The organism is Asticcacaulis sp. EMRT-3, assembly GCF_030027245.1.
GTDB lineage: Bacteria > Pseudomonadota > Alphaproteobacteria > Caulobacterales > Caulobacteraceae > Asticcacaulis.
The window spans coordinates 934,931-954,916 of record NZ_JASERT010000001.1 but is presented as its reverse complement, the minus strand read 5'-3'; the positions used below and the strand labels follow the sequence as shown (position 1 = coordinate 954,916).

At 57.6% G+C, this 19,986-nt stretch carries 20 protein-coding genes and 3 tRNA genes; 15 read left to right on the top strand and 8 right to left on the bottom strand.

The window, feature by feature from the left end; genetic code table 11:
• Positions 1 to 5: 5 nt before the first annotated feature.
• A complete protein-coding gene (gene yaaA, locus QB905_RS04660; protein WP_282973389.1) occupies positions 6 to 773 on the bottom strand; it encodes a peroxide stress protein YaaA in 768 nt (255 codons plus the stop codon).
• Positions 774 to 969: 196 nt separating this feature from the next.
• Here yaaA and QB905_RS04655 point away from each other — a divergent pair, with 196 nt between their 5' ends.
• Together QB905_RS04655 and QB905_RS04650 are read left to right on the top strand one after the other, a co-directional pair.
• A complete protein-coding gene (locus QB905_RS04655) occupies positions 970 to 1,755 on the top strand; it encodes a response regulator (protein ID WP_282973388.1) in 786 nt (261 codons plus the stop codon).
• A gap of 302 nt (positions 1,756 to 2,057) precedes the next feature.
• Positions 2,058 to 2,885 carry a response regulator gene (locus tag QB905_RS04650; protein WP_282973387.1) on the top strand — a complete coding sequence of 276 codons (828 nt, stop codon included), beginning with the start codon at positions 2,058 to 2,060 and terminating at the stop codon, positions 2,883 to 2,885.
• 27 nt (positions 2,886 to 2,912) lie between these two features.
• On the opposite strand, the gene QB905_RS04645 is transcribed toward QB905_RS04650, so the two are convergent.
• On the bottom strand, positions 2,913 to 4,346 hold the full coding sequence (locus QB905_RS04645; protein ID WP_282973386.1) for an FAD-binding oxidoreductase: 1,434 nt from the start codon (positions 4,344 to 4,346) through the stop codon (positions 2,913 to 2,915).
• A gap of 58 nt (positions 4,347 to 4,404) precedes the next feature.
• On the opposite strand from QB905_RS04645, the gene QB905_RS04640 reads away from it, so the two are divergent.
• The 6 genes from QB905_RS04640 to QB905_RS04615 all read left to right on the top strand — a co-directional run bounded on the left by QB905_RS04640 (position 4,405) and on the right by QB905_RS04615 (position 10,397).
• A complete protein-coding gene (locus QB905_RS04640) occupies positions 4,405 to 4,812 on the top strand; it encodes an NUDIX hydrolase (RefSeq protein ID WP_282973385.1) in 408 nt (135 codons plus the stop codon).
• 271 nt (positions 4,813 to 5,083) lie between these two features.
• Complete coding sequence (locus tag QB905_RS04635) at positions 5,084 to 5,221, top strand: hypothetical protein (protein WP_282973384.1); 138 nt, start codon at positions 5,084 to 5,086, stop codon at positions 5,219 to 5,221.
• 218 nt (positions 5,222 to 5,439) lie between these two features.
• On the top strand, positions 5,440 to 7,947 hold the full coding sequence (locus QB905_RS04630) for an ATP-binding protein (protein WP_282973383.1): 2,508 nt from the start codon (positions 5,440 to 5,442) through the stop codon (positions 7,945 to 7,947).
• A 169-nt stretch (positions 7,948 to 8,116) separates the two neighbouring features.
• Positions 8,117 to 9,022: an SPFH domain-containing protein gene (locus QB905_RS04625; protein WP_282975573.1), complete on the top strand. Its 906-nt coding sequence runs from the start codon at positions 8,117 to 8,119 to the stop codon at positions 9,020 to 9,022.
• A 9-nt stretch (positions 9,023 to 9,031) separates the two neighbouring features.
• Complete coding sequence (locus QB905_RS04620; protein ID WP_282973382.1) at positions 9,032 to 9,538, top strand: NfeD family protein; 507 nt, start codon at positions 9,032 to 9,034, stop codon at positions 9,536 to 9,538.
• Positions 9,539 to 9,590: 52 nt separating this feature from the next.
• The gene (locus tag QB905_RS04615; RefSeq protein WP_282973381.1) at positions 9,591 to 10,397 is read left to right on the top strand and encodes a hypothetical protein; all 807 of its coding nucleotides are present in this window, start codon (positions 9,591 to 9,593) and stop codon (positions 10,395 to 10,397) included.
• Here the strand turns inward: QB905_RS04615 and QB905_RS04610 are convergent.
• From QB905_RS04610 to QB905_RS04600, 3 genes are all read right to left on the bottom strand, one after another.
• Positions 10,369 to 10,908 (bottom strand): c-type cytochrome, encoded by a 540-nt coding sequence (locus tag QB905_RS04610; RefSeq protein WP_282973380.1) that lies wholly within the window; start codon positions 10,906 to 10,908, stop codon positions 10,369 to 10,371. The genes QB905_RS04615 and QB905_RS04610 overlap by 29 nt on opposite strands.
• 99 nt (positions 10,909 to 11,007) lie before the next feature.
• Positions 11,008 to 11,268, bottom strand: coding sequence for a hypothetical protein (locus QB905_RS04605; RefSeq protein WP_282973379.1), 261 nt, complete (start codon positions 11,266 to 11,268; stop codon positions 11,008 to 11,010).
• A 349-nt stretch (positions 11,269 to 11,617) separates the two neighbouring features.
• Positions 11,618 to 11,693, bottom strand: a tRNA-Thr gene (locus tag QB905_RS04600).
• Positions 11,694 to 11,844: 151 nt separating this feature from the next.
• Between QB905_RS04600 and metG the strand changes: the two genes are divergently transcribed.
• Positions 11,845 to 13,566, top strand: coding sequence for a methionine--tRNA ligase (metG, locus tag QB905_RS04595; protein WP_282973378.1), 1,722 nt, complete (start codon positions 11,845 to 11,847; stop codon positions 13,564 to 13,566).
• 17 nt (positions 13,567 to 13,583) lie between these two features.
• On the opposite strand, the gene QB905_RS04590 is transcribed toward metG, so the two are convergent.
• Together QB905_RS04590 and rlmB are read right to left on the bottom strand one after the other, a co-directional pair.
• Positions 13,584 to 14,276: a YjbE family putative metal transport protein gene (locus QB905_RS04590; protein ID WP_282975572.1), complete on the bottom strand. Its 693-nt coding sequence runs from the start codon at positions 14,274 to 14,276 to the stop codon at positions 13,584 to 13,586.
• A 127-nt stretch (positions 14,277 to 14,403) separates the two neighbouring features.
• A complete protein-coding gene (gene rlmB, locus QB905_RS04585) occupies positions 14,404 to 15,318 on the bottom strand; it encodes a 23S rRNA (guanosine(2251)-2'-O)-methyltransferase RlmB (RefSeq protein ID WP_282973377.1) in 915 nt (304 codons plus the stop codon).
• 176 nt (positions 15,319 to 15,494) lie between these two features.
• Between rlmB and QB905_RS04580 the strand changes: the two genes are divergently transcribed.
• The 6 genes from QB905_RS04580 to QB905_RS04555 all read left to right on the top strand — a co-directional run bounded on the left by QB905_RS04580 (position 15,495) and on the right by QB905_RS04555 (position 19,083).
• Positions 15,495 to 15,578: transfer RNA gene (locus QB905_RS04580), tRNA-Tyr, on the top strand.
• 106 nt (positions 15,579 to 15,684) lie between these two features.
• A tRNA-Gly gene (locus tag QB905_RS04575) sits at positions 15,685 to 15,758 on the top strand.
• A gap of 187 nt (positions 15,759 to 15,945) precedes the next feature.
• Positions 15,946 to 17,136, top strand: a complete 1,191-nt coding sequence (gene tuf, locus QB905_RS04570) for an elongation factor Tu (protein WP_282973376.1) — start codon at positions 15,946 to 15,948, stop codon at positions 17,134 to 17,136.
• Positions 17,137 to 17,429: 293 nt separating this feature from the next.
• Positions 17,430 to 17,672, top strand: a complete 243-nt coding sequence (locus tag QB905_RS04565) for a putative signal transducing protein (protein ID WP_282973375.1) — start codon at positions 17,430 to 17,432, stop codon at positions 17,670 to 17,672.
• A 94-nt stretch (positions 17,673 to 17,766) separates the two neighbouring features.
• The gene (locus tag QB905_RS04560) at positions 17,767 to 18,405 is read left to right on the top strand and encodes a hypothetical protein (RefSeq protein WP_282973374.1); all 639 of its coding nucleotides are present in this window, start codon (positions 17,767 to 17,769) and stop codon (positions 18,403 to 18,405) included.
• 3 nt (positions 18,406 to 18,408) lie between these two features.
• Positions 18,409 to 19,083, top strand: coding sequence for a squalene/phytoene synthase family protein (locus tag QB905_RS04555; protein ID WP_282973373.1), 675 nt, complete (start codon positions 18,409 to 18,411; stop codon positions 19,081 to 19,083).
• Here QB905_RS04555 and QB905_RS04550 read toward each other — a convergent pair.
• Positions 19,067 to 19,801, bottom strand: coding sequence for a DUF1353 domain-containing protein (locus QB905_RS04550; RefSeq protein WP_282973372.1), 735 nt, complete (start codon positions 19,799 to 19,801; stop codon positions 19,067 to 19,069). The two genes, QB905_RS04555 and QB905_RS04550, sit on opposite strands and share 17 nt — an antisense overlap.
• Positions 19,802 to 19,986 lie beyond the last annotated feature (185 nt).

Here is a 19,986-nt window from a genome sequence, read left to right as displayed (position 1 = left end):
ATAGGTTAAGCCGCCTTAAGCGCAGGCTGCTGGCGGGTGAACACCCAGTCGCCTTCGTGCGACAGATCGGGGCGGAAGGCATAGCCGTCCACATTGAAATCCTTGACGCCTTCGGGCCGGTCGATGCGCTGATCGACAATATAGCGCGCCATCAGGCCGCGCGCCTTCTTGGCGAAGAAGGAAATGATCTTCGCCTCATTGCCCTTGATTTCGAGAAAGCGCGGGCTGACCACCGGCAGGCTGAGCTTTTTGGTCAGGGCGGCTTTCGCATATTCCTGGCTGGCCAGATTGAGCAAACCGCCATCACCGGCTTCGGCGCGCAACGATTCGGCCAGGGTATCGCCCCAGAACTGATAAAGCGAATGGGCGCGGCCCACCTTCAGCGCCGTGCCCATTTCCAGCCGGTAAGGCCGGATCAGGTCGAGTGGGCGTAAACACCCGTAAAGCCCTGACAGGAGGCGCAGATGGGCTTGCGCAAAGGCAAGGGCGTCGTTGTCGAGCGTTCGCGCCTGCAAGCCATCATAGACATCGCCATTGAACAGGAAAACGGCGCTCATTTCGGCCTGTGCCTCAAAACCCTGATAGCGCGCATAATTCAGTTCGCTGAGGGCCTTGGAAATATCCATCAGTTCGGCGAGATGCTTCGCTTTCAGCTTTTTAGCGGCTTTCAGAAGCTTTTCGCTTTGATCGGGAAAGCGTGGCTCGGTGGCGGGTATTCCGGCCTCATGCGGAGACGGATCGAGCGATTTTGCCGGAGACAACAGGGTGAGCATGAACGTTTTCTTACCATTTTGCGCGTAGGATTTTTGTTTATGCCGAAGATAGGATGGGGGCAAGCCCTGCGTATTCGGGATGCAGAGAATTTGTATTTTTATTCAATATCAGTAGCTTAATCGTACAAACTTGACCGTTTGATGGGGTGACCTTCCATCAGTCATAACAATGTTATACACCGCAGGGGGTGAAGATATGTCACGAGGCACCGTTCTGGTACTTGAGGATAGCCGCGTTCAGGCTCAGTTGATTTCGAAGATGCTGACGGGTCTGAACTGGTCGGCCATGCTGAGTTTCGATCACAAGACGGTTTTCTCGCTTCTGAAAAATTCACGTTTCGATCTCCTGCTGCTTGATGTCTATATCGAAGGCGGCAATACCCTGATGCACCTGCCGGAAATACGCGAACTGGCACCCGATGTGCCGATTGCCATCATGACGGCGGGCGGAGCCGGCGGCGGGGCCCTGCATTCGACGCTCAATATGGCGCGCCGGGCTCAGGCCGATTTCGTTGTGCCTAAGCCGTTCGCGCCGGAAGACCTGAATATTATCTTGCAGGAGGCCTTCAAAATGCGGCGCGCACCGGTTTTGCCGAAGCATGTGCTGGTCGTCGATGATTGCCGCGTTGTGCGCAAATTATCGACCGTGGCCCTGGCGGAAAAAGGCTACCGCATCAGCGAGGCGCGCAGCATGGAAGAGGCGTTTGATCGTGTTGATATTGCCCACGTCGATATTGTGCTGACCGACATCTTCATGCCCGGCATGGGTGGGATAGAAGGGATCGGCATCATCAAATCCACCTGGCCGGAGGTGGCGATCGTAGCCATGTCGGCCGGCTCCGATCATAAGCTTGACCCCAATCAGGCCCTGGCTGCGGCTCGTTATATGGGAGCTGACGCCTTGTTGCCCAAACCATTCACCGCTTCCGATCTGACCTATCTGATGGAGGCTGTGCTGGTGGAAAAGACATTGGCGGCTTAGGCTTGCAACAGGCTTAATCACACCCCGTCCGGCACGTCCATTTCAACGGCTTGGGTGCGGGGATGAAAATTTTTGAATGGACTTAAATTATAGTATTTGTATTCAGGATTTGCCAAACTCAAGAGCATATATCAAGATGGAGAAGTGATAAATATTCGTTTTCCTGCATTGCTTTATGGCTAAATAATACCGTTAATTATTGAATGATTTATGTTAACCTGACCCGTTGTTGAGTTTTTAAAATATTTCATTTATTTTGATTCCTCCAATGTGCGTTCTGTAATAAGGCCGGGGAGGGTCATATGAGTCTGGGCAGCGTGCTTGTCTTGGACGAAAACAGAATTCAGGCGCAACGCATATCCTCGATGCTGCATCAGCATAAGTGGACGTCTGTTTTAAGTTTCGACCCGCGCATGGCCATGCGCATCTTGAAATCCGGTCGTTTTCACCTGCTTCTGTTTGATGCCTACGCCCAGGGCAGCAGCACCTTGCAGATCGTCGAGGAGATTCGTCAGGAAGCCCAGGATGCGCCATTGGCCATCATGTCGGACGGCGGCAACCGCAGCGCGGCGCTGAATTCCACCATGAATGCGGCGCGCGTGGCCGGGGCTGATTTTGTCATTCCCAAGCCTTTCAGCCCGGAAAAGCTGAAAAACCTGCTGGCCGACACCAATAGCTATCACCGCGCCCGCTCGAAAGAGCATCATATCCTTGTCGTTGAGGACGATCCCGATCTGCGCCGCGCCGTGGTCGGCGTGCTGACTCAGGTCGGCTACAAGGTGTCGTATGCTTCCAATATGGAGGACGTGTTTTTCGACCACAATCTGGGTCTGGTCGATGTGGTGCTGACGGCGGTTCTGATTCCCGGCATTGGCGGTATCGAAGGTACGGCTCAGATTAAAAATGATTTTCCGCACGTCAAGGTCGTAGCCATGTCAGAAGGCGTGGACGCCACGATTACCGCCGTCCATGTTCTGGCCGCGGCCAAGGCGGCAGGCGCCGATGCGCTGCTGGCCAAGCCTTTTCACATGCCGGAACTGCTCCGAACCATAACCAGCATTATACGCGCCAAGGATGCCCCGCCGGAAGACAATGCGGCTCAGGCGGCCGTCGATGCTTTTTTTGACTGATCCCGCCTAACGCCTAAAACAGGACGCCTAAAACAGGACGTGCGGATTCATGATGCGCTTGGGGTCGAGCGCCTGACGAATGGCGCGCATGGCAGCGACCGCAGCCGGATCCTTATACAGCAAGGCTTCCTGTGTCTTCATCCGGCCCAGCCCGTGTTCGGCGGAAATGGAGCCTTCATATTCATGCACGAGATCATGAACCACTTTCGCACCTTCATCGCGTAAGGCATTGAAAGCATTTGCATCCATGCCTTCTGGAACGATGACATTGAAGTGGACATTGCCATCGCCGACATGGCCGAAAGCCACGAGCCGCGCGCCGGGCAGAAACGCCTGAATCGCCTTGTCGCCGGCTGCGATATAATCGGCCATGCGTGACAGGGGAACGGAAATATCATGCTTCCAGGCTGCGCCCTCGGCCTTTTCCGCCGCCGAATGGTCTTCGCGCAGACGCCAGAATTCCGCCGCCTGGGTTTCGTTTTGCGCGATGACGCCGTCAATGATCAGTTCTTCCTCAAAGGCGGCGCCGAGCAGACGCTCCATCGAAGCCGCCGCGCCTTGCGGATCGCCGGACGCAACCTCGATCAGGGCATACCACGGATATTCGCCTTCCAGCGGTTCGCGCGTGTCGGGGATGTGCTTGAGCACCAGAGACAGGCCATAGCGCCCCATCAGTTCGAAAGCCTCGACCTGACCGCCGGTTTCCTGCTTGGCGCGTACCAGCAGATCGATGGCCTTTTGCGCGGTTTCAAAGGCGACAATGGCCGTCGAGCGCGAATTCATGATCGGAAACAGCTTGAGCGAGGCCGCCGTGATAATGCCCAGCGTGCCTTCGGCGCCGATGAACATCTGCTTCAGGTCATAGCCCGTATTGTCCTTGCGCAGGCGCTTCAGGCCGTGGAAAATGTCGCCATTGGGCAGAACCACTTCCAGCCCGGACACGAGATCGCGCGTCACGCCGTAACGCAGCACCGCTGTGCCGCCGGCATTGGTGGAGATGACGCCGCCCACCGTGGCCGTGCCTTCGGCGGCCAGAGACAGCGGGAAATAGCGTGCGGCCTTTTCGGCGATCTGCTGGGCTTCCAGAAGGGTAATGCCGGTTTCCAGCACCATAGTGTCGTCGGTGGCGGCCACGTCGCGCACGGTTTTCATGCGTTCGAGCGACAACAGGATTTCACCAAATGGAATCTGGCCGCCGACCAGGCCGGTATTGCCGCCCTGCGGAGTGATGGCCACGCCCGCGTCAAAGCAGATTTTCACGACGGCGGCCGTTTCTTCCGTCGATTTCGGCATGACGAGCAGAGGGGTGTGGCCCTTCCATTTGCCGCGCCATTCGGTCAGTTTTGGATCGAGGCGTCCGGCGTCCTGACTATAACCGGCTTCACCCACGACGGCCTTGATCTGCGCCAGCACTTCGGGCGCGACGGCAGGGATTTCAGACTGGGGAGCGGGCATGGACATGGGCGGGAACCTGGCTAGGATAGAGACGCGATGTTGCGTTAAGCGAGAGGGGCGGCAAGTGCAAGCAAAACCTATATCCGGCCTGTATCCGGTTCCGGCGGTCGGCGTGGTGTGCCGTCGCGGCCGAGACGTGCTGCTGATTCGGCGCGGGCGCGCCCCACGACAGGGAGAATGGTCGATTCCCGGCGGCAAGGTGGAACATGGCGAGAGCCTGAAGACGGCAGCTTTGCGCGAACTGCGGGAAGAAACAGGCGTCGTGGCGGAAATTGGCGAACTGCTGGCGGTTTATGAGATGATCGAAGCGGATTTTCATTACATCCTGATCGATTACGCTGCCGACTGGATGTCGGGCGAGCCGAGGGCAGGCGATGATGCCGATCAGGCCGTGTTTGTACCATTTGAGGCGGCTCTGGACATGGTGAGCCGCGCGGATTTGCGCGACGTGCTTTTGCGCTCGAAGACCTGACGGAATAAGGTCTGAGGTCAGTTTTATTCCCCAATAAAGTGAAAACATGGCGATTACGCGCCAGATAATCAATCCCGCATTGCGTTAACCATAAAAACATGGTTAATAAAACGTTAACGGAGAGCTGACTCAAATAGTCACAGCTACCGTTACGCTGTGCATTCCCATAAAATACCCGATCATGGGTTCCCAGGCATGTATCGCGTTACGCCGTGTTCAGTAAAAAACTGGACGGGTGATGGTTTGGTTGTGTCCCTTAAGGAGTTCTCTCATGAAAAAAATCGTTCTGGCTCTCGCTGTCCTCGCTGCTGCTGGCTCTGCCTTTGCCTATACTCAGGCCGTTGCACATGCTCTGCCGAGCTGCAACTGCTCGCAGGAATATGGCTGCTCTTGCGCCAGCCCGCTGTAAGCAAACGGCACTAGGTGCAAGCGTGTATGAGTGCCTTGCACCACATCCTTTGACCCTCTTCCAGCCTTACCGTACCGCTTAAGCGAATCCTAAGGTCTTTGCGATCTAATGGAGAGCCAGGGTAACGCGGAGGCGACATGGGTCGCTCAAAATTCATGTCTGCAATTACGGCGCGGGGTTTCAGAAATGGACTTTGCGCCGTTTTGCTCGTGCTCGGCATGCTGTTCGCGCAAACGAGTTTCGCCGACAATGACTATCCTTCGCCACACCATGCCAAGCTTGTGGCGATTTATAATCTGATCTCTGCAAAACCCTTTATTTACAGCCAGAATGAAGTCGACAAGTTTGGCCAACAGGCTTTGCGGCTGAATGGGGATGCGCGTCTTTATGCCCTGTGGCGTGTTCTCTATGCTTATAAAAACGATCATAATGACGCCAGGTTCCAGGCCTGGCACGCGCGGATCATGGCGCAGGCGCAAAAGGACAGTGATGCCAATCTCGATGTGCTGGCGCGCCTCATGTACCAGACCTATCAGAATGAAAGCGACGGCTTTACCAGCCTGAGCGAGCGTGAATGGACTGCCTATATGACAATGCCCGATGCGGCATTGCAAAACATAGCCATTACCGAACGTGTCCGGCAGTTACAGCATTTTCAGCAATGGGCCGACGCCATTGATATGGGCGACAAGCTTATTGTTCGGCTGAATGCGGCGGGTTCCGATGCGGCCCCGCTTTTGATGGTGGCCCATCAGGTGACGGCTTACTCTGTGATTTCTGTAGGTGACAATGATTCCTATGCCAATCATATGTATGCGATCGCCAAACTGCTCGATAAGAATGCCTTTTTTTCGCAAAAAATGGACACGGTCTACGATATCGCTTTCTGGGCAGCTAAAGAAAATGACCTGCCTATTGCCGAAAAATTTCAACAATTACATGCCTATTATGTGAAAAAATATGACGTGACGGGTTTAAAGACCTGGGATGAATTCTTGTGCGCCAATGTGGAAGACGCGGCGCAAAAAGATCAGGCCGTCATAACCTGTCTGTCCGGCTCTTCTGTCGCCGCAGGGCAGGTATCTAATTTTCTCGACTATAGTAAGTTGCAATTACTGACCAAGGCCTACGCGCACCTGGGCGACATTGCTAAAACGCGCTTTTATCTGGCTAAAATTCGTTCTGCGCCGGATCCCATCAATCCGCACGATAAGCTGTTTGAGCAGGGCATAGAAGCTTTTCTTCTCAAGGCGGAAGGGCATAAAGGTGCGGCATTTAATACTCTTTATGAATGGTCGCGGATACAGTTCAAGCGTGATGAAGCGGTACGGGCGGACTCCGTTCAGAGCATGTATAAGGCGCTGCGCAAGGAACTGGACAGCAAGACGGCCGAGAGCCGGTTGCTGGTTCGTCAGGTGCAGATGGGCCACATGCTGCTGGCCGCCGCCGTGCTGATCGCTTTGTTGCTGGTGGTGATCCTGCTGGGCGGGCTTTTATGGGCGATCCGTATGCGCCGGATGCAGATGCGCCTGAGTGATGCCCGCGCCCATGCCGAGGCCGCCAATGCGGCCAAGTCGCGTTTTCTGGCTGTGATGAGCCACGAATTGCGCACGCCGCTCAATGGCGTGCTCGGTATGGCTCAGACGCTCAAGAAAGAGAATCTGAGTGCAGGCCAGCGCGAACAGGTTGAGATATTGCTCGATTCCGGCCAGACCCTGATGGTGCTGCTTAATGATGTGCTCGATATGTCGCGCATCGAAGCCGACCATATCGAACTGGCGCCGACCCCGTCCAATATGAAGGATATGGTGGATCGCGTCATCAATACCTATAGTTCGCTGCTCGTCGGCAAGGCCGTGACCCTGACCAGTGAATTCAAGGCCAATGCCATTATGCCGATGAGTTTTGATATTCTGCGCGTTTATCAATGCCTGTCGAATCTGGTGTCCAATGCGATCAAATTCACCGAAAAAGGTTCGGTGCGCATTGTGGTGTCGGCTGAGCGCAAACCGGGCGGCTATTTCGTGCGCGTCGAGGTGCACGATAGCGGCATCGGTATGAACGCAGCCACGCTCACCAAGCTTTTTGACGCCTATAGCCAGGCCGACGCCATGACGTCCCATACCTATGGCGGCACCGGGCTTGGGCTCAATATCAGCCGCCGTCTGGCCGAACTGATGGGCGGGCACCTGACTGTTACCAGTGAGGAGGGCGCGGGATCGGTCTTTGTCATGACGTTTGAGGCGGGAGACGTGGTTGTGGCGGATATGCCGGAAGACATTGTGGTTCCCGAACCCGCTGAGACCGTGCCGGAAAGCGCCTCCAGCCTGCAAATCCTGCTCGTGGACGATCATCCGGTCAATCGCAAGGTGGCGCGGCTTTTCCTTGAACCCTTCGGTTTCAATGTCATCGAAGTGGTGGACGGTCAGGAGGCGCTCGATCAGGATATGTCGCGCTTTGATCTGGTGCTGATGGACATCAATATGCCACGGCTGAATGGACTGGAGGCGACACGCATTTTCCGCGCCAGTGAAGCGCCCGGCCGTCATGTGCCAATCGTGGCCCTGACCGCCGACGCCATGCAGGATCAGATCGAGGCCTGTTATGCGGCGGGCATGGACGCGCATATTTCCAAACCCATCCTGATGGACACGCTCATCGATACGGTGAGCCGTCTGCTGGAGGCGCGCCAAAAGTCAGAAGACGCGGCGGCGCGCGCCGTCTGATGGTCGGTAACGCCGATTTGACGCAAGGCTACCGATTACCCTAGGGAGCGGCGTGGCGGCCCTGTATAATTGGCGTGCGATGAAAGGGCATACCGCCCGGCCAAAGCCTTTGCGGGGACTATCCATGCAATCTCTGTCGGTTTTCGGCATTTTTATCTTTGTTCTGTTCATGCTGGCGATTTTTATCGTGTCCAGCATCGTCAAGATCGTGCCGCAGGGTCATGAATTTACCGTCGAAAAGTTCGGGCGTTACACGCGCACGCTCAAGCCCGGCATCAGCTTCCTGACACCTTTCGTTGAGGCGATCGGTCGCCGCGTCAATATGATGGAGCGCGTGTTCGACGTGCCGCAGCAGGAGGTCATCACTAAGGATAATGTGGTGGTGCGCGTCGATGGCATCGTGTTCACCCAGGTGATTGACGCAGCTCTGGCCGCCTATCGCGTCGATAATCTCGATAATGCCATTACCCAGCTTTCCATGACCAATCTGCGTACCGTCGTCGGTTCGATGGATCTGGATGACGTGCTGTCGCAGCGCGATTCGATCAATTCACGCCTGCTCAATGTCATCGATCACGCCACGTCGCCGTGGGGCGTCAAGGTCAATCGCATCGAGATCAAGGACCTGAAACCGCCGCACGACATCACCGATTCGATGGCGCGCCAGATGAAGGCCGAGCGCGAGCGTCGCGCCCTGATCATCGAAGCCGATGGCGACAAGCAGGCCGCCATTGCGCGCGCCGAAGGCTCGAAACAGTCGGCGGTGTTGCAGGCCGAGGGGCGCCGCGAAGCCGCCTTCCGCGATGCTGAGGCGCGCGAACGCTCTGCCGAGGCTGAGGCGAAAGCCACAGACATGGTGTCGCAAGCCATAGCCAAGGGCGACATCAACGCCATCAACTATTTCGTGGCGCAAAAATATGTTGAAGCCTTCGGCAAGTTCGCCGAATCGAACAACACCAAAACCCTGATCGTGCCCGCCGATATGTCGTCGCTGGCCGCCACCATCGGCGGCGTGTCGGAACTGATCAGCGGCCTTGGCCGCGATGAGTCCAAACCGTCTCCGGCCAGAAAATAGGGGGCTTATATGTCTGACGTGACCGCCTTGTGGCTGGCGGGGCCTGTGGGTACGCAAGCCTTCTGGATATGGCTGACCTTCGGCGTGATCCTGCTGGCCACCGAAGCTTTTCTGGGTACGCAATGGCTGTTGTGGTCTGCCGCCGCCGCCGGAGTGGTGGCGGTCATTTGCCTGACCGGTGCGCCCGTCGCCACGGCGGGCCAGGTGATCGTGTTCGCCGTCTTAAGCCTTGTCATGACCGTGCTGACGCGGCGTTTCCTGAAAATGGGCGCTTCGCACCCCGACATCAATGATCAGCACATCCGGCTGGTCGGTAAGCAGGCCGAGGTTTTGAGCGGCTTCGATGTGACCGGTGGCGAACGCACGGGCCGGGTCATGTATGACGGCGTTGAATGGCCGGCGGTGCTGGTGGATGCCGATACGGATTTTTTAGCCACGCAGGCGAAGGTGCTGATCGAGCGTATTTATGAAGGCAGGCTCTATGTCCGTATGGTCACAGATGATACGTATGCTTGACGCTGTGCGGTAAAATTGTAGAGTGCGTTTCTCGTATTAGGGGAAGCGGGCCATGCGCTTATGGCGAGGCGGGGGCGGCTATGCGCTGAGCGCGATTTTAATCATCTGTGGCCTGGGTCGGGCGGCAGGTGCCTGGGCAGCGGCGTGGCCTGAGGATCCGGGTCATAGCGAAATAATCGCCAGTTTTGAACCGGGGAGTGCCTCGCGCGGCTATGATGCGACAGGCCATGCCGATGCGCCTCTGGACAACTGGCGTCAGACGGAGGCTTCGCTCTATATTGATCATGGTGTGACATCGCGGTTCTCACTGGCGACCAAGCTCAATTTTAAAGTCTATAATACGGACAATATAAAGTTCTCCGGCCTGTCTTCGCTGGAGATCGATGGCCGCTATGCGCTCCATGTCGGCAATGATTATGTGCTGGCCGTGGGTGCCGGCCTTGAAGGGCTCGGCAAGGGGCGGCGCAGTGATTACGACAACCTTTTCGGTCGTCAGGGCACTGATCTTGATCTGCGCATCTATCTCGGCAGGAATTTTCGTATCGCCCGCACCCCTGCCTTTATCGATCTTCAGGCGGCGCGCCATATTCGGCAATTCAACCCGGATGAATGGCGACTGGAGGGCACATTGGGCCTTAAGCCTTCGCCACGCTGGATGGTGATGGCGCAGGTTTTTTCCGGTCGCGCTGACCGGCAGAACGGTTATCAGGCGCAATGGCTCAACACCGAACTGAGCGTGGTGCGCAGCCTGGGCGCAAGTCAGAAAACCAGCCTGCAACTGGGCCTGCGCCAGACAACAGCCGGGCGCAATGTGCCGCGCGTCAATGCGTTTATTGTGAGCTTGTGGCGGCGCTACTGACGCTGCTGACCTCAGGATGTGGCTGGGATTCCAAGGCGATATAGGCGATCAGGTCGTGACGCGCCTTGTCGTCGGGCAGGCCCTGGAAGCCCATCTTGGTGCCCTTAACCACAGTTTGCGGTGAGGTGAGGTAGGTATTGAGCGTATCGAAGCCCCAGACCACATTATGCGCCGTCATGGCGTCGGTAAACGGATAGCCAGGGGCTGTGCCCGATTTACGACCAAAGACGCCGTACAGGTGCGGCCCGGTCAGATTCATCTTGTCCGGCGTGATCGTGTGGCAGGACTGGCACTTTTTGAACTGCTTTTCGCCGTCAGCCAAATCGGCCGTATTATAGGGGGCCGGGAATGTGGCCTGGATCGCGGCCTTTTGCGCGGCGGTATAATCCACCGGGTCGGACGTGCTCATCTCGACGCCGCTGTCATTATCGGCGGTCGTTGGCGCGGAGCGGTTGCAACCGGTCAGGGCCAGACAAACAGCGACGGTTAGGGCCAGAGAAACCTTGATCATATGCGCACCTCTTCAAGCGGTTCGCTCCCGGTTTTAGGCCGCTATGCACCATATGGCTAGCCCCGGATGCAAAAAAGAGGCGGGTAAAATCGTAAAAATTTACGAGCGTCGGTAGGCCTGATCTGTGTCGATGGCATCTGCATTGCGCTGTTCTTCCAGCGCGTCGATATAGACATGGATCGAACCATCGGGCGCATTTTCGACGCGATCGACGATGGCGGGCGCGCCATAGCGTTCGCGCAGCACATCATCATGGATGATATGGTTGGGCAGGGGGACATCGAGAAAGCGGAAAGAATCTGAGGCGTAAACCGCTTCGCCTGTATTATTATCAATCAGATGAAAAAGGATCGCGGCCATAGCTTGTCTCCTTGATGATATACACTTCTAAAGACATAGTTCGACCGGCTGTAAGCAAACAATACGAAGCGGCACATCAGCCGCGCGTTCATGCTGTGGGCACAATCTATTCGACGAGTCAGCCCCAGCCTCTATTGCCCTTCAGCGCCCTGTCAGGAAAAGACCGGTTTGCTTGGCAATGCCCATAAGGGCGACGCCGAGGGACAGAAGAACGATCAGCCATCCGCCTGCGGTGGCCTAAGCCATATGCTCACACATAGAAGATGTGTGAGGCTCACACATGAGCTTTTGTTCTGCTAATGTACACTTCTGAAAAATTCGTATCATATTGATTTTAAAGCTAAAAGCTTGGTGCCGGTTACAAGATTCGAACTCGTGACCTGATGTTTACAAAACAACTGCTCTACCAACTGAGCTAAACCGGCTTATCTCTCAGGGTCTGCCAGACCCGGCGCCCTTATGCCGGGGTCGATCCGGCTTGTCTATACGGCTTGAGTGGATTTTTTGCGAACTATGCCTATATGCTCGCGGCCAAAATGGTTTATGACGCCAGCACCCCTTCATTCCGAGCTGTAAATGTCCCGCATCCTGATCACCTCCGCGCTTCCCTACATCAACGGCATCAAGCATCTGGGCAATCTGGCCGGATCCATGCTGCCTGCCGACGTGTTTGCGCGGTTTCAGCGGGCGCGCGGCGAAGATGTGCTTTATATCTGCGCCACCGACGAACACGGCACGCCTGCCGAACTGGCCGCCGCCAAGGCCGGTCAGGATGTGCGCACCTATTGCGATGAACAGCACGAGATTCAGAAAAAGGCCGGTGAGGCCTTCGGTCTGAGTTATGACTGGTTCGGGCGTTCATCGTCGCCGCAAAACCGCGAACTGACGCAAGACTTTTGCGCGGCGCTCGACCGCAATGGCCTGATCGAAGAGCGCGTCGATAAGATGGTCTATTCCATCGATGACGGCCGCTTCCTGCCCGACCGCTATGTCGAAGGCACCTGTCCGCATTGCGGCTACGACAAGGCGCGCGGCGACCAGTGCGACAATTGCGGGCGGCTGCTCGACCCCACCGACCTGATCAATCCCTATTCGGCGGTGTCGGGTTCGCGTAATCTGGAAGTGCGCGATACGCGCCACCTGTATCTGTTGCAAACTAAGGTCGAGCCGCAATTGCGCGCCTGGATCGGTTCGCACGGCAACTGGCCGCCTTTGGCGCTTTCTATCGCCAACAAGCACCTCGAAGAAGGGCTGATCGACCGCGGTATCACGCGCGACCTGAAATGGGGCGTGCCGGTGGGGCTGAATGGCCAGCCGCGCCCCGGCTTTGAGGACAAGGTGTTTTACGTCTGGTTCGATGCGCCCATCGAATATATCGCCGCCACGCGCGAGATGTTCGATGCACATAACGATCCTGATGGCTGGAAAAGCTGGTGGCGGCTCGATGCGGGGGCGGAAGATGTCCGCTATGTCGAATTCATGGGCAAGGACAATGTCGCCTTCCATACGGTCAGCTTCCCGGCCACGATTCTGGGGTCGGGCGAACCGTGGAAGATGGTCGATACGCTGAAGGCGTTCAACTGGCTGAACTGGTATGGCGGCAAGTTCTCGACCTCGATGAACCGCGGCGTCTTCATGGATCAGGCGCTGGAGCTTTTGCCCGCCGATTACTGGCGCTGGTATCTGATCGCCAATTCGCCGGAAAGCTCGGATTCGTCCTTCACCTGGGAGCAGTTCCAGACCACGGTGAACAAGGATCTGGCCGATGTACTCGGCAATTTCGTCAACCGCATCACCAAGTTCACCGAGTCGAAATTCGCAGGCTGCGTGCCCGAAGGCGGCGAGGCGGGGCCTCTGGAAGAAAAGCTCTATGCCGATCTCTCCGCCTTGCTGGCCGAGGCGGCAGACGCTTTCGAGGCGATGGAGATGCGCAAGGCCGCCCAGGCCGTGCGTCGCATCTGGGTGCTGGGCAATGAATATCTTCAGGAAGCCGCGCCGTGGACGGCGTTTAAAACCGATGTGACACGCGCTGGCGTCATCGTGCGTCATGGGCTCAATCTGGTGCGTTTGTACGCCGCCCTGGCCCAGCCGCTGATTCCTTTTACGGCGGTCAGGATCGCCGCCTGTGTCGGCGCTGAGCTGCCGCTGGACTGGCCCACAGGCGATGCGCGCGTCGAACTGAACCGGCTTCATGGCGGGCGGCAGATCGCTTCGGGCGAGGTTCTGTTCAAAAAGATCGAGGACGAACAGGTGGCGGAATGGGCCGAACGCTTCGGCGGAGGCGAAGCAACGGTATAGGTTTCAGCCAACTGGTGTCAGATCAGGCGGTGCAACTCCGCCACATGGTCGCGTAAATCCTGCATGGCCGCGGGCACGCATCTGAAGGTAAGATCGCAACCTGCCGCGTCCCAGACATTGACGCCGCCCTCCCAGATCATCCTGAACGCTACCAGTGTCACCACCAGCAGTCCCGCATAACCGATCCAGCGGTGGCGATGCAGCAGGCTGGCAATCAGATTGGCGGCGAAACCCATCGCGGCGATGGAAAACAGCAGGCCGAAAGCCAGCACCCAGATATGATCTTCCGCCGCGCCGGTGACCGCCAGGACATTATCGAGCGACATCGAAATATCGGCACCGAGGATCAGCAGGGTGGCCGCCAGCAGGGTTTTCGGCGGGCGGCGCGGCTTGGCGGAGTCCGCTTCGGCTTCGCTCTCAATTTCGCTGTGGCGCAGTTCGCGCCACATCTTCCAGCACACCCACAACAGCAGCAGGCCGCCTGCCAGCAAGAGTCCGACGATCTGGAGAAGCTGCACGGCGAGCAGCACGAAGCCGATGCGCAGGATGGTGGCACCGATCAGCCCATAGGCGATGGCCTGGCGGCGCTTATCCACCGGCAGGCCCGCTGCGGCCAGACCGACGGCCACAGCATTATCGCCTGCCATGACGATGTCGATGAAGACGACCTGTAAAAAAACCAGCCCCTCGGCCAGCATATGGGCGGACATATAGGGACTGAGAAAACCCGGCAAAGTCAAACCCTGCATATGCAAAAATGACAGGTCGAAATGCACGGCGTCCTCCTCATTGCTGCCTGTCTTTCACACATAGGGGGCTGACCTGGCATGTCAAATTTTAATCGGGGGCAGCGATGCGCGCGCAGGCTTCGTAAAGCGCGATTGAGGCGGCGTGGCTGACATTGAGGCTCTCAAAACCGCCCGGCATGGGGATGCGCGCCAGATGATCGCAATGCTCGGCGACAAGCCTTCGGATGCCATCGCCTTCCGAGCCCAGCACCAGAACCAGCTTGTCGAAGCCCTCGCGCCAGTTTTGCGCAAAAAGCAGATCGTGCAGGTTCGATTCCCCTTCGCCAGCCAGACCGATGCTGATGTAGCCCGCTTCATTGAGCGATTCGAGGGCGCGCGACAGATTGGTGACACGCGCGAACGGCACGGCATCGATGGCCCCCGCCGCCGTCTTGGCCAGCACGCCTTGCAGGGGCGGGGCATGGCGATCCTGCATGATCAGGCCGCTAACGCCAAAGGCGGCCGCCGAGCGGAAAATCGCCCCGATATTCTGCGGATCGGTCACCTGATCGAGCATCAGCAACACGCGAACACCGTTCACGGCGGGGGCTTCCATCAGGCTGTCGAGCGAATCACCCTCCGGCACTGGGGCGTGCAGGGCCATGCCCTGATGCACCGCGCCCTGCGGCAAAAGGCGGGCAATCTCCGCACCCGGCAGGGTGGTCAGGCGCATGTCAGCGCGTTTCAGCAACTCGGGCGCGAGGGTCTGGCTGCGATCTTCGCTCAAAAACAGCCGGATCGGCCCCTGACGACGGGGATTTTTCAGTGCGGCCAAGACGGCGTGAACACCCCATATCCAGCCTTCGTCATTCGTTTTATGTTTATGATTATGCTGTAGTTTTTTGGCGTTCTTGTCATCTGAGCGCGGCTTGCCGGACACTGGTTTTGCCGGCTCGGCGAAATTTTGTGCGCGGTTTTTGCCGGAATGCCGCTTCGGGTCGTTGCGTTCACGAAAAGAGGACACTATAAGACGCGCTCCGATTTGAGGCCTTGAGACAGGCGGAAGGATAATCAGCGGCGTCTTTACGACCAAACTGCGTTGTCCAGAAGTTTTTTTCGCTAAAGGGCTTGTCCTTTTTTTGAAGGTCGAGTTTAAGGCGTCGGATCGAAGCCTGACGATCGGCCTAGGTTTGAGTGTTTGGGGGAATGTCCCGAGTGGCAAAGGGGGCGGACTGTAAATCCGCTGCGTAAGCTTCGAAGGTTCGAGTCCTTCTTCCCCCACCATTCACTCAAAACTCAGGCGGCCTCAGGCGTCGATCAGACAGGGCGCGAATCACAAGAATTGAAGCGGCGCTTTTCGTCTTCTGCGGACTTAATTAGCGGCTCTTCGGCGGGTATAGCACAATGGTAGTGCAGCAGCCTTCCAAGCTGAGGATGCCGGTTCGATCCCGACTACCCGCTCCAGACATTCACGTTCAAAGTCCTTCGCTGACGCTCAGTGTACTTTGAACGTGGGGTCAAATCGACAAGCCTTGCTCGGGGCGGCCCTTCGCTTCGGCATGACTTTTTTGCTTAAAGTTGTTTCTCAGAGATCGAAACAACGGATCAGTTTTAACCCTTAGCCCGCTTGGGCAATACGGAGCCTGAACATATGGCCAAGGAAAAATTCAACCGTAATAAGCCGCACTGCAACATCGGCACGATTGGTCACGTTGACCACGGCAAGACGACTTTGACGGCGGCGATCACGATCACGCTGGCCAAGACCGGCGGCGCGACGGCAAAGAACTATGCCGACATCGACGCGGCGCCCGAAGAAAAGGCACGCGGCATCACGATCAACACGGCGCACGTCGAATATGAAACGGCGAACCGCCACTATGCCCACGTCGATTGCCCGGGCCACGCCGACTATGTGAAGAACATGATCACCGGTGCGGCGCAGATGGACGGCGCGATCCTGGTGGTTTCGGCTGCTGACGGCCCGATGCCGCAAACTAGAGAGCACATTCTGCTGGCCCGTCAGGTCGGCGTTCCGGCTCTGGTCGTGTTCATGAACAAGGTGGACATGGTCGACGACGAAGAACTGCTCGAACTGGTCGAAATGGAAGTGCGCGAACTGCTGTCTTCCTACCAGTTCCCCGGCGACGACATCCCCATCGTCAAGGGTTCGGCTCTGGCCGCCGTTGAAGACCGCGACCCGGCCATCGGTCAGGACCGCGTTCTGGAACTGATGACCCAGGTTGACGCCTATATCCCGCAGCCGGAGCGTCCGGTTGACCTGCCGTTTCTGATGCCGGTGGAAGACGTGTTCTCGATCTCGGGCCGTGGTACGGTCGTGACCGGTCGCGTTGAGCGCGGCATCGTCAAGGTCGGCGAAGAAGTCGAAATCGTCGGCATCCGTCCGGTTCAAAAGACGACCTGCACGGGCGTTGAAATGTTCCGCAAGCTGCTCGACCAGGGCCAGGCTGGCGACAATGTCGGCGTTCTGCTGCGCGGCACCAAGCGCGAAGACGTTGAGCGCGGCCAGGTTCTCTGCAAGCCCGGCTCGATCACGCCGCACACCAAGTTTGTGGCCGAAGCCTACATCCTGACCAAGGAAGAAGGCGGCCGCCATACGCCGTTCTTCACCAACTACCGGCCGCAATTCTACTTCCGCACCACCGACGTGACGGGCATCATCCGCCTGCGCGAAGGCGTGGAAATGATCATGCCGGGCGATAATGCCGAGCTGGACGTGGAACTGATCACCCCGATCGCCATGGAAGAAAAGCTGCGCTTCGCTATCCGCGAAGGCGGCCGTACCGTCGGCGCCGGTGTTGTGGCCAAGATCGTCGAATAAGGGGGCAAGGTCGTGGGGTCACAGACCCCACACCCCATAACGCGACAAAGCTAAAACAAACCCCGTCGGTGCAAACCGGCGGGGTTTTTGCGTTATGCGACGGTAAGGCAAGCTTGAATCCACAGATACACACAGATGGACACAGATTGGCCAGGTGCTGATCCGCTGATCTCGGGCAGATGGCAGGAATAGTACAGCGCTTCGCGGATGATCCAATCTGTGTTCATCTGTGTGTATCTGTGGATTCCTTTTTAAGATTGATCTTCCACGGCAAACCATAGCATCCTGCGCCTATGAAAGATCTGATCCGCACCAATAACCCGGCCCTGATTTCCTTTGTGGAATCGCTTCTGAAAGAGGTTGGCACACCTTATTTCGTGGCCGATCAGGCCATGAGCTCGGCGGAAGGCTCGATCGGCATGTTCCCCAAGCGTGTTCTGGTGCCGGAGGCGCAATTCGACGCAGCGCGGCAATTGCTGATCGACGCCGGACTGGAAAGCGAACTGCGCCCGCTCAAAAACAATGGCTGGGATTGAGCTTTGAGGCCCCAAACCTGTCCGCAATCTCATTGTAAGCCCTGATCTTTTGAGCTAGTTTGCGCGCCATTCAGGCAAGACGGGCGAGGTTATCATGACGGGCTTTTTCGGCAATCTGCGCAATGTGGTGATCGTCAGTTTCATCCTGGCCCTGCTGTTCGCTATCGGCTTCGGTGTCCATGCGCCGGGTGGTTTCGATGTCATCTATGCCGTGGCGATCTTGCGTTGGGCGCACGTTCTGTGCGGCGTGATGTGGATTGGTCTGCTCTATTATTTCAACTTCGTGCAAAGCCGGGTCATGCCCGCCATGCCCGCTGAGCTGAAATCGGCGGTCAATCAATATATCGCCCCGGAAGCCCTGTTCTGGTTTCGCTACGCCGCCCTGTTCACCGTGTTGTTCGGCCTGATCCTGGCCTGGCTGCGCGGCTATATCGTACCTGCCCTCAGCCTCGGCTTCTTCAGCCTGACGCCATCCGGCACAGTGTTCGGCTTCAACGCCGCCAATGCGCAGTTTATCTTCATCGGCACCGGCATGTGGCTCGGCATCATCATGATGCTCAATGTCTGGCACTTTGTCTGGCCGGCGCAGAAGATCGTGCTGGGCCTGAAAGAGGCGACGCCGGAAAAGAAGGCCGCAGCGGCGGTGCGCGCCATGCTGTTTTCACGCATCAATGTGCTGTTGTCGCTGCCGATGCTGATCGCCATGACCATGTACCAGACGCTTTTCGGATAGAGCATGGCAAGCGAATCTGTACCGGCGAATGAGGATATTGTTCTCGCCTGCGCCTTTATTGCTGATGAGGAAAAGCGCCGTCAAATCTTAAGTTTATACGCTTTTCTTGAAACTCTGCGCGATATTCCCAACCGCGTCAGCGATCCGCTGATGGGGGAAATCCGTCTGCGCTGGTGGTGGGAAGCCATCGAGGAGATCGATCACGGCAGGCCGGTGCGCTATCACCCCCTGACCGATGAGCTGAAATCGCTCATCGTGACACATGGACTTGCGCCACAGGCTTTTTATGACCTGATCGAAGGCCAGATGCCTCTGCTCGACAAGGGCGAACTGATGATCAAGGCTGCGCTTGGCGCAGTGGATCGCGGCGAGGCGATTGTGGCGCGTCTGGCCGCCGCCCTGCTGGATTCCTCGGCCGAGGCTGCGCCTTTGCTGGCGACAAGCCGTCTCTATGGTCTGGCCGGTCTGAAGGCGCGCCGGGGTTTGAGCGATGCGGGCGAAACCGAACGGGCGCATCTGCATCGTGAGGCCGCCGAGGCCATGCGCAACCTGCCGGTGACGCTGATGCCGCTGGCCTTGCCCGCCGCCTTGGGTGCGGGTATCTGGCGCGGTCGTCCCGCCGGGCCGCTGGCCAAGCGGGCGCGGCTTTTCTGGGCTTTCGTCAGCGGCCGGATTTAGATTTTTTCTGCCAGGGCAGATCGCTGATCAGATTATCGAGCGGCTTTTCGGTCACCACCACGGGCGGCGGCACGGCGATTTGCACCGGCTTATCGGGATAGGCGCGCCAGCCGCTCTGGATCAACTGATCAAAGCCGCGGCAGCCGGGCATGATGCGCACGGCCCCCGTGGCCGGTTTGGCGAAGGGCGGCGGCTGACGCACATTCTGCCGCGTCGGATCGATGAAAACCCAGTCGCTGGCCAGGCCATAACCGCCTTCACCGCCGGTGCGCACGGCATTATAGGCGATGCGCGCCTGAAATTCGGACACGCCGTATTTGAGCATGGCGCGGTAAAATATGGCGTCGGCCACTTCGCGCTTGCCCGGTTCGCCTATGGTATAGAGCCAGTCGTGGATGATGGCGGCGCGCGCCGTGGGGCCTTGCGGATCGATCAGCCCCTGGCCGTACCACGGCACGGAGGCGAAATCGGTGACGTACCATTTGGGCACCACGATCACCATGCCGGTGACCGGGTCGCAATAGGGGAATTCGGCGTCGAGCGTGAACAGCTTGCGGCCCTGCTTGGTCTGGTTGAACAGCATGATCGGCAGGGGTGTCAGCGACGAGGGTGCGACCGGCGCTACTACCGGTACATAGACGGTTTTGGTCGTCGTTTCGCTGGCGCAGGCGGTCAGCGCAATCAGGGCGGAGAGGGCAAGATAGGTCAGCGAACGCAAGCGATAGGCCCCAACTTTAAACGTAAAGATCAAACACGGATGACACGGATACGAGGCGCGGATGCGCCTCGACACGGATGAACACGGATTTCATGACAATTTTAAGCGCTGGCGCTTTTTGTTGGCTATTCGATGGCATGGCCGTCAAATGTGATCCCGAAATCCGTGTGCATCCGTGTCGCTGG

Excerpts from the sequence above, each read along its gene's own strand:
- QB905_RS04605 (WP_282973379.1), bottom strand. The coding sequence starts at position 11,268 with ATGGCCGCGATCCTTTTTCATCTGATTGATAATAATACAGGCGAAGCG.
- QB905_RS04590 (WP_282975572.1), bottom strand. The coding sequence starts at position 14,276 with ATGTCCGCCCATATGCTGGCCGAGGGGCTGGTTTTTTTACAGGTCGTC.
- metG (WP_282973378.1), top strand. The coding sequence starts at position 11,845 with ATGTCCCGCATCCTGATCACCTCCGCGCTTCCCTACATCAACGGCATC.
- yaaA (WP_282973389.1), bottom strand. The coding sequence starts at position 773 with ATGCTCACCCTGTTGTCTCCGGCAAAATCGCTCGATCCGTCTCCGCAT.
- QB905_RS04555 (WP_282973373.1), top strand. The coding sequence starts at position 18,409 with ATGGCAAGCGAATCTGTACCGGCGAATGAGGATATTGTTCTCGCCTGC.
- QB905_RS04630 (WP_282973383.1), top strand. The coding sequence starts at position 5,440 with ATGCTGTTCGCGCAAACGAGTTTCGCCGACAATGACTATCCTTCGCCA.
- QB905_RS04650 (WP_282973387.1), top strand. The coding sequence starts at position 2,058 with ATGAGTCTGGGCAGCGTGCTTGTCTTGGACGAAAACAGAATTCAGGCG.
- tuf (WP_282973376.1), top strand. The coding sequence starts at position 15,946 with ATGGCCAAGGAAAAATTCAACCGTAATAAGCCGCACTGCAACATCGGC.
- QB905_RS04625 (WP_282975573.1), top strand. The coding sequence starts at position 8,117 with ATGCTGGCGATTTTTATCGTGTCCAGCATCGTCAAGATCGTGCCGCAG.
- QB905_RS04610 (WP_282973380.1), bottom strand. The coding sequence starts at position 10,908 with ATGATCAAGGTTTCTCTGGCCCTAACCGTCGCTGTTTGTCTGGCCCTG.
- QB905_RS04620 (WP_282973382.1), top strand. The coding sequence starts at position 9,032 with ATGTCTGACGTGACCGCCTTGTGGCTGGCGGGGCCTGTGGGTACGCAA.
- QB905_RS04645 (WP_282973386.1), bottom strand. The coding sequence starts at position 4,346 with ATGTCCATGCCCGCTCCCCAGTCTGAAATCCCTGCCGTCGCGCCCGAA.
- QB905_RS04655 (WP_282973388.1), top strand. The coding sequence starts at position 970 with ATGTCACGAGGCACCGTTCTGGTACTTGAGGATAGCCGCGTTCAGGCT.
- QB905_RS04565 (WP_282973375.1), top strand. The coding sequence starts at position 17,430 with ATGAAAGATCTGATCCGCACCAATAACCCGGCCCTGATTTCCTTTGTG.
- QB905_RS04635 (WP_282973384.1), top strand. The coding sequence starts at position 5,084 with ATGAAAAAAATCGTTCTGGCTCTCGCTGTCCTCGCTGCTGCTGGCTCT.
- QB905_RS04560 (WP_282973374.1), top strand. The coding sequence starts at position 17,767 with ATGACGGGCTTTTTCGGCAATCTGCGCAATGTGGTGATCGTCAGTTTC.
- QB905_RS04615 (WP_282973381.1), top strand. The coding sequence starts at position 9,591 with ATGCGCTTATGGCGAGGCGGGGGCGGCTATGCGCTGAGCGCGATTTTA.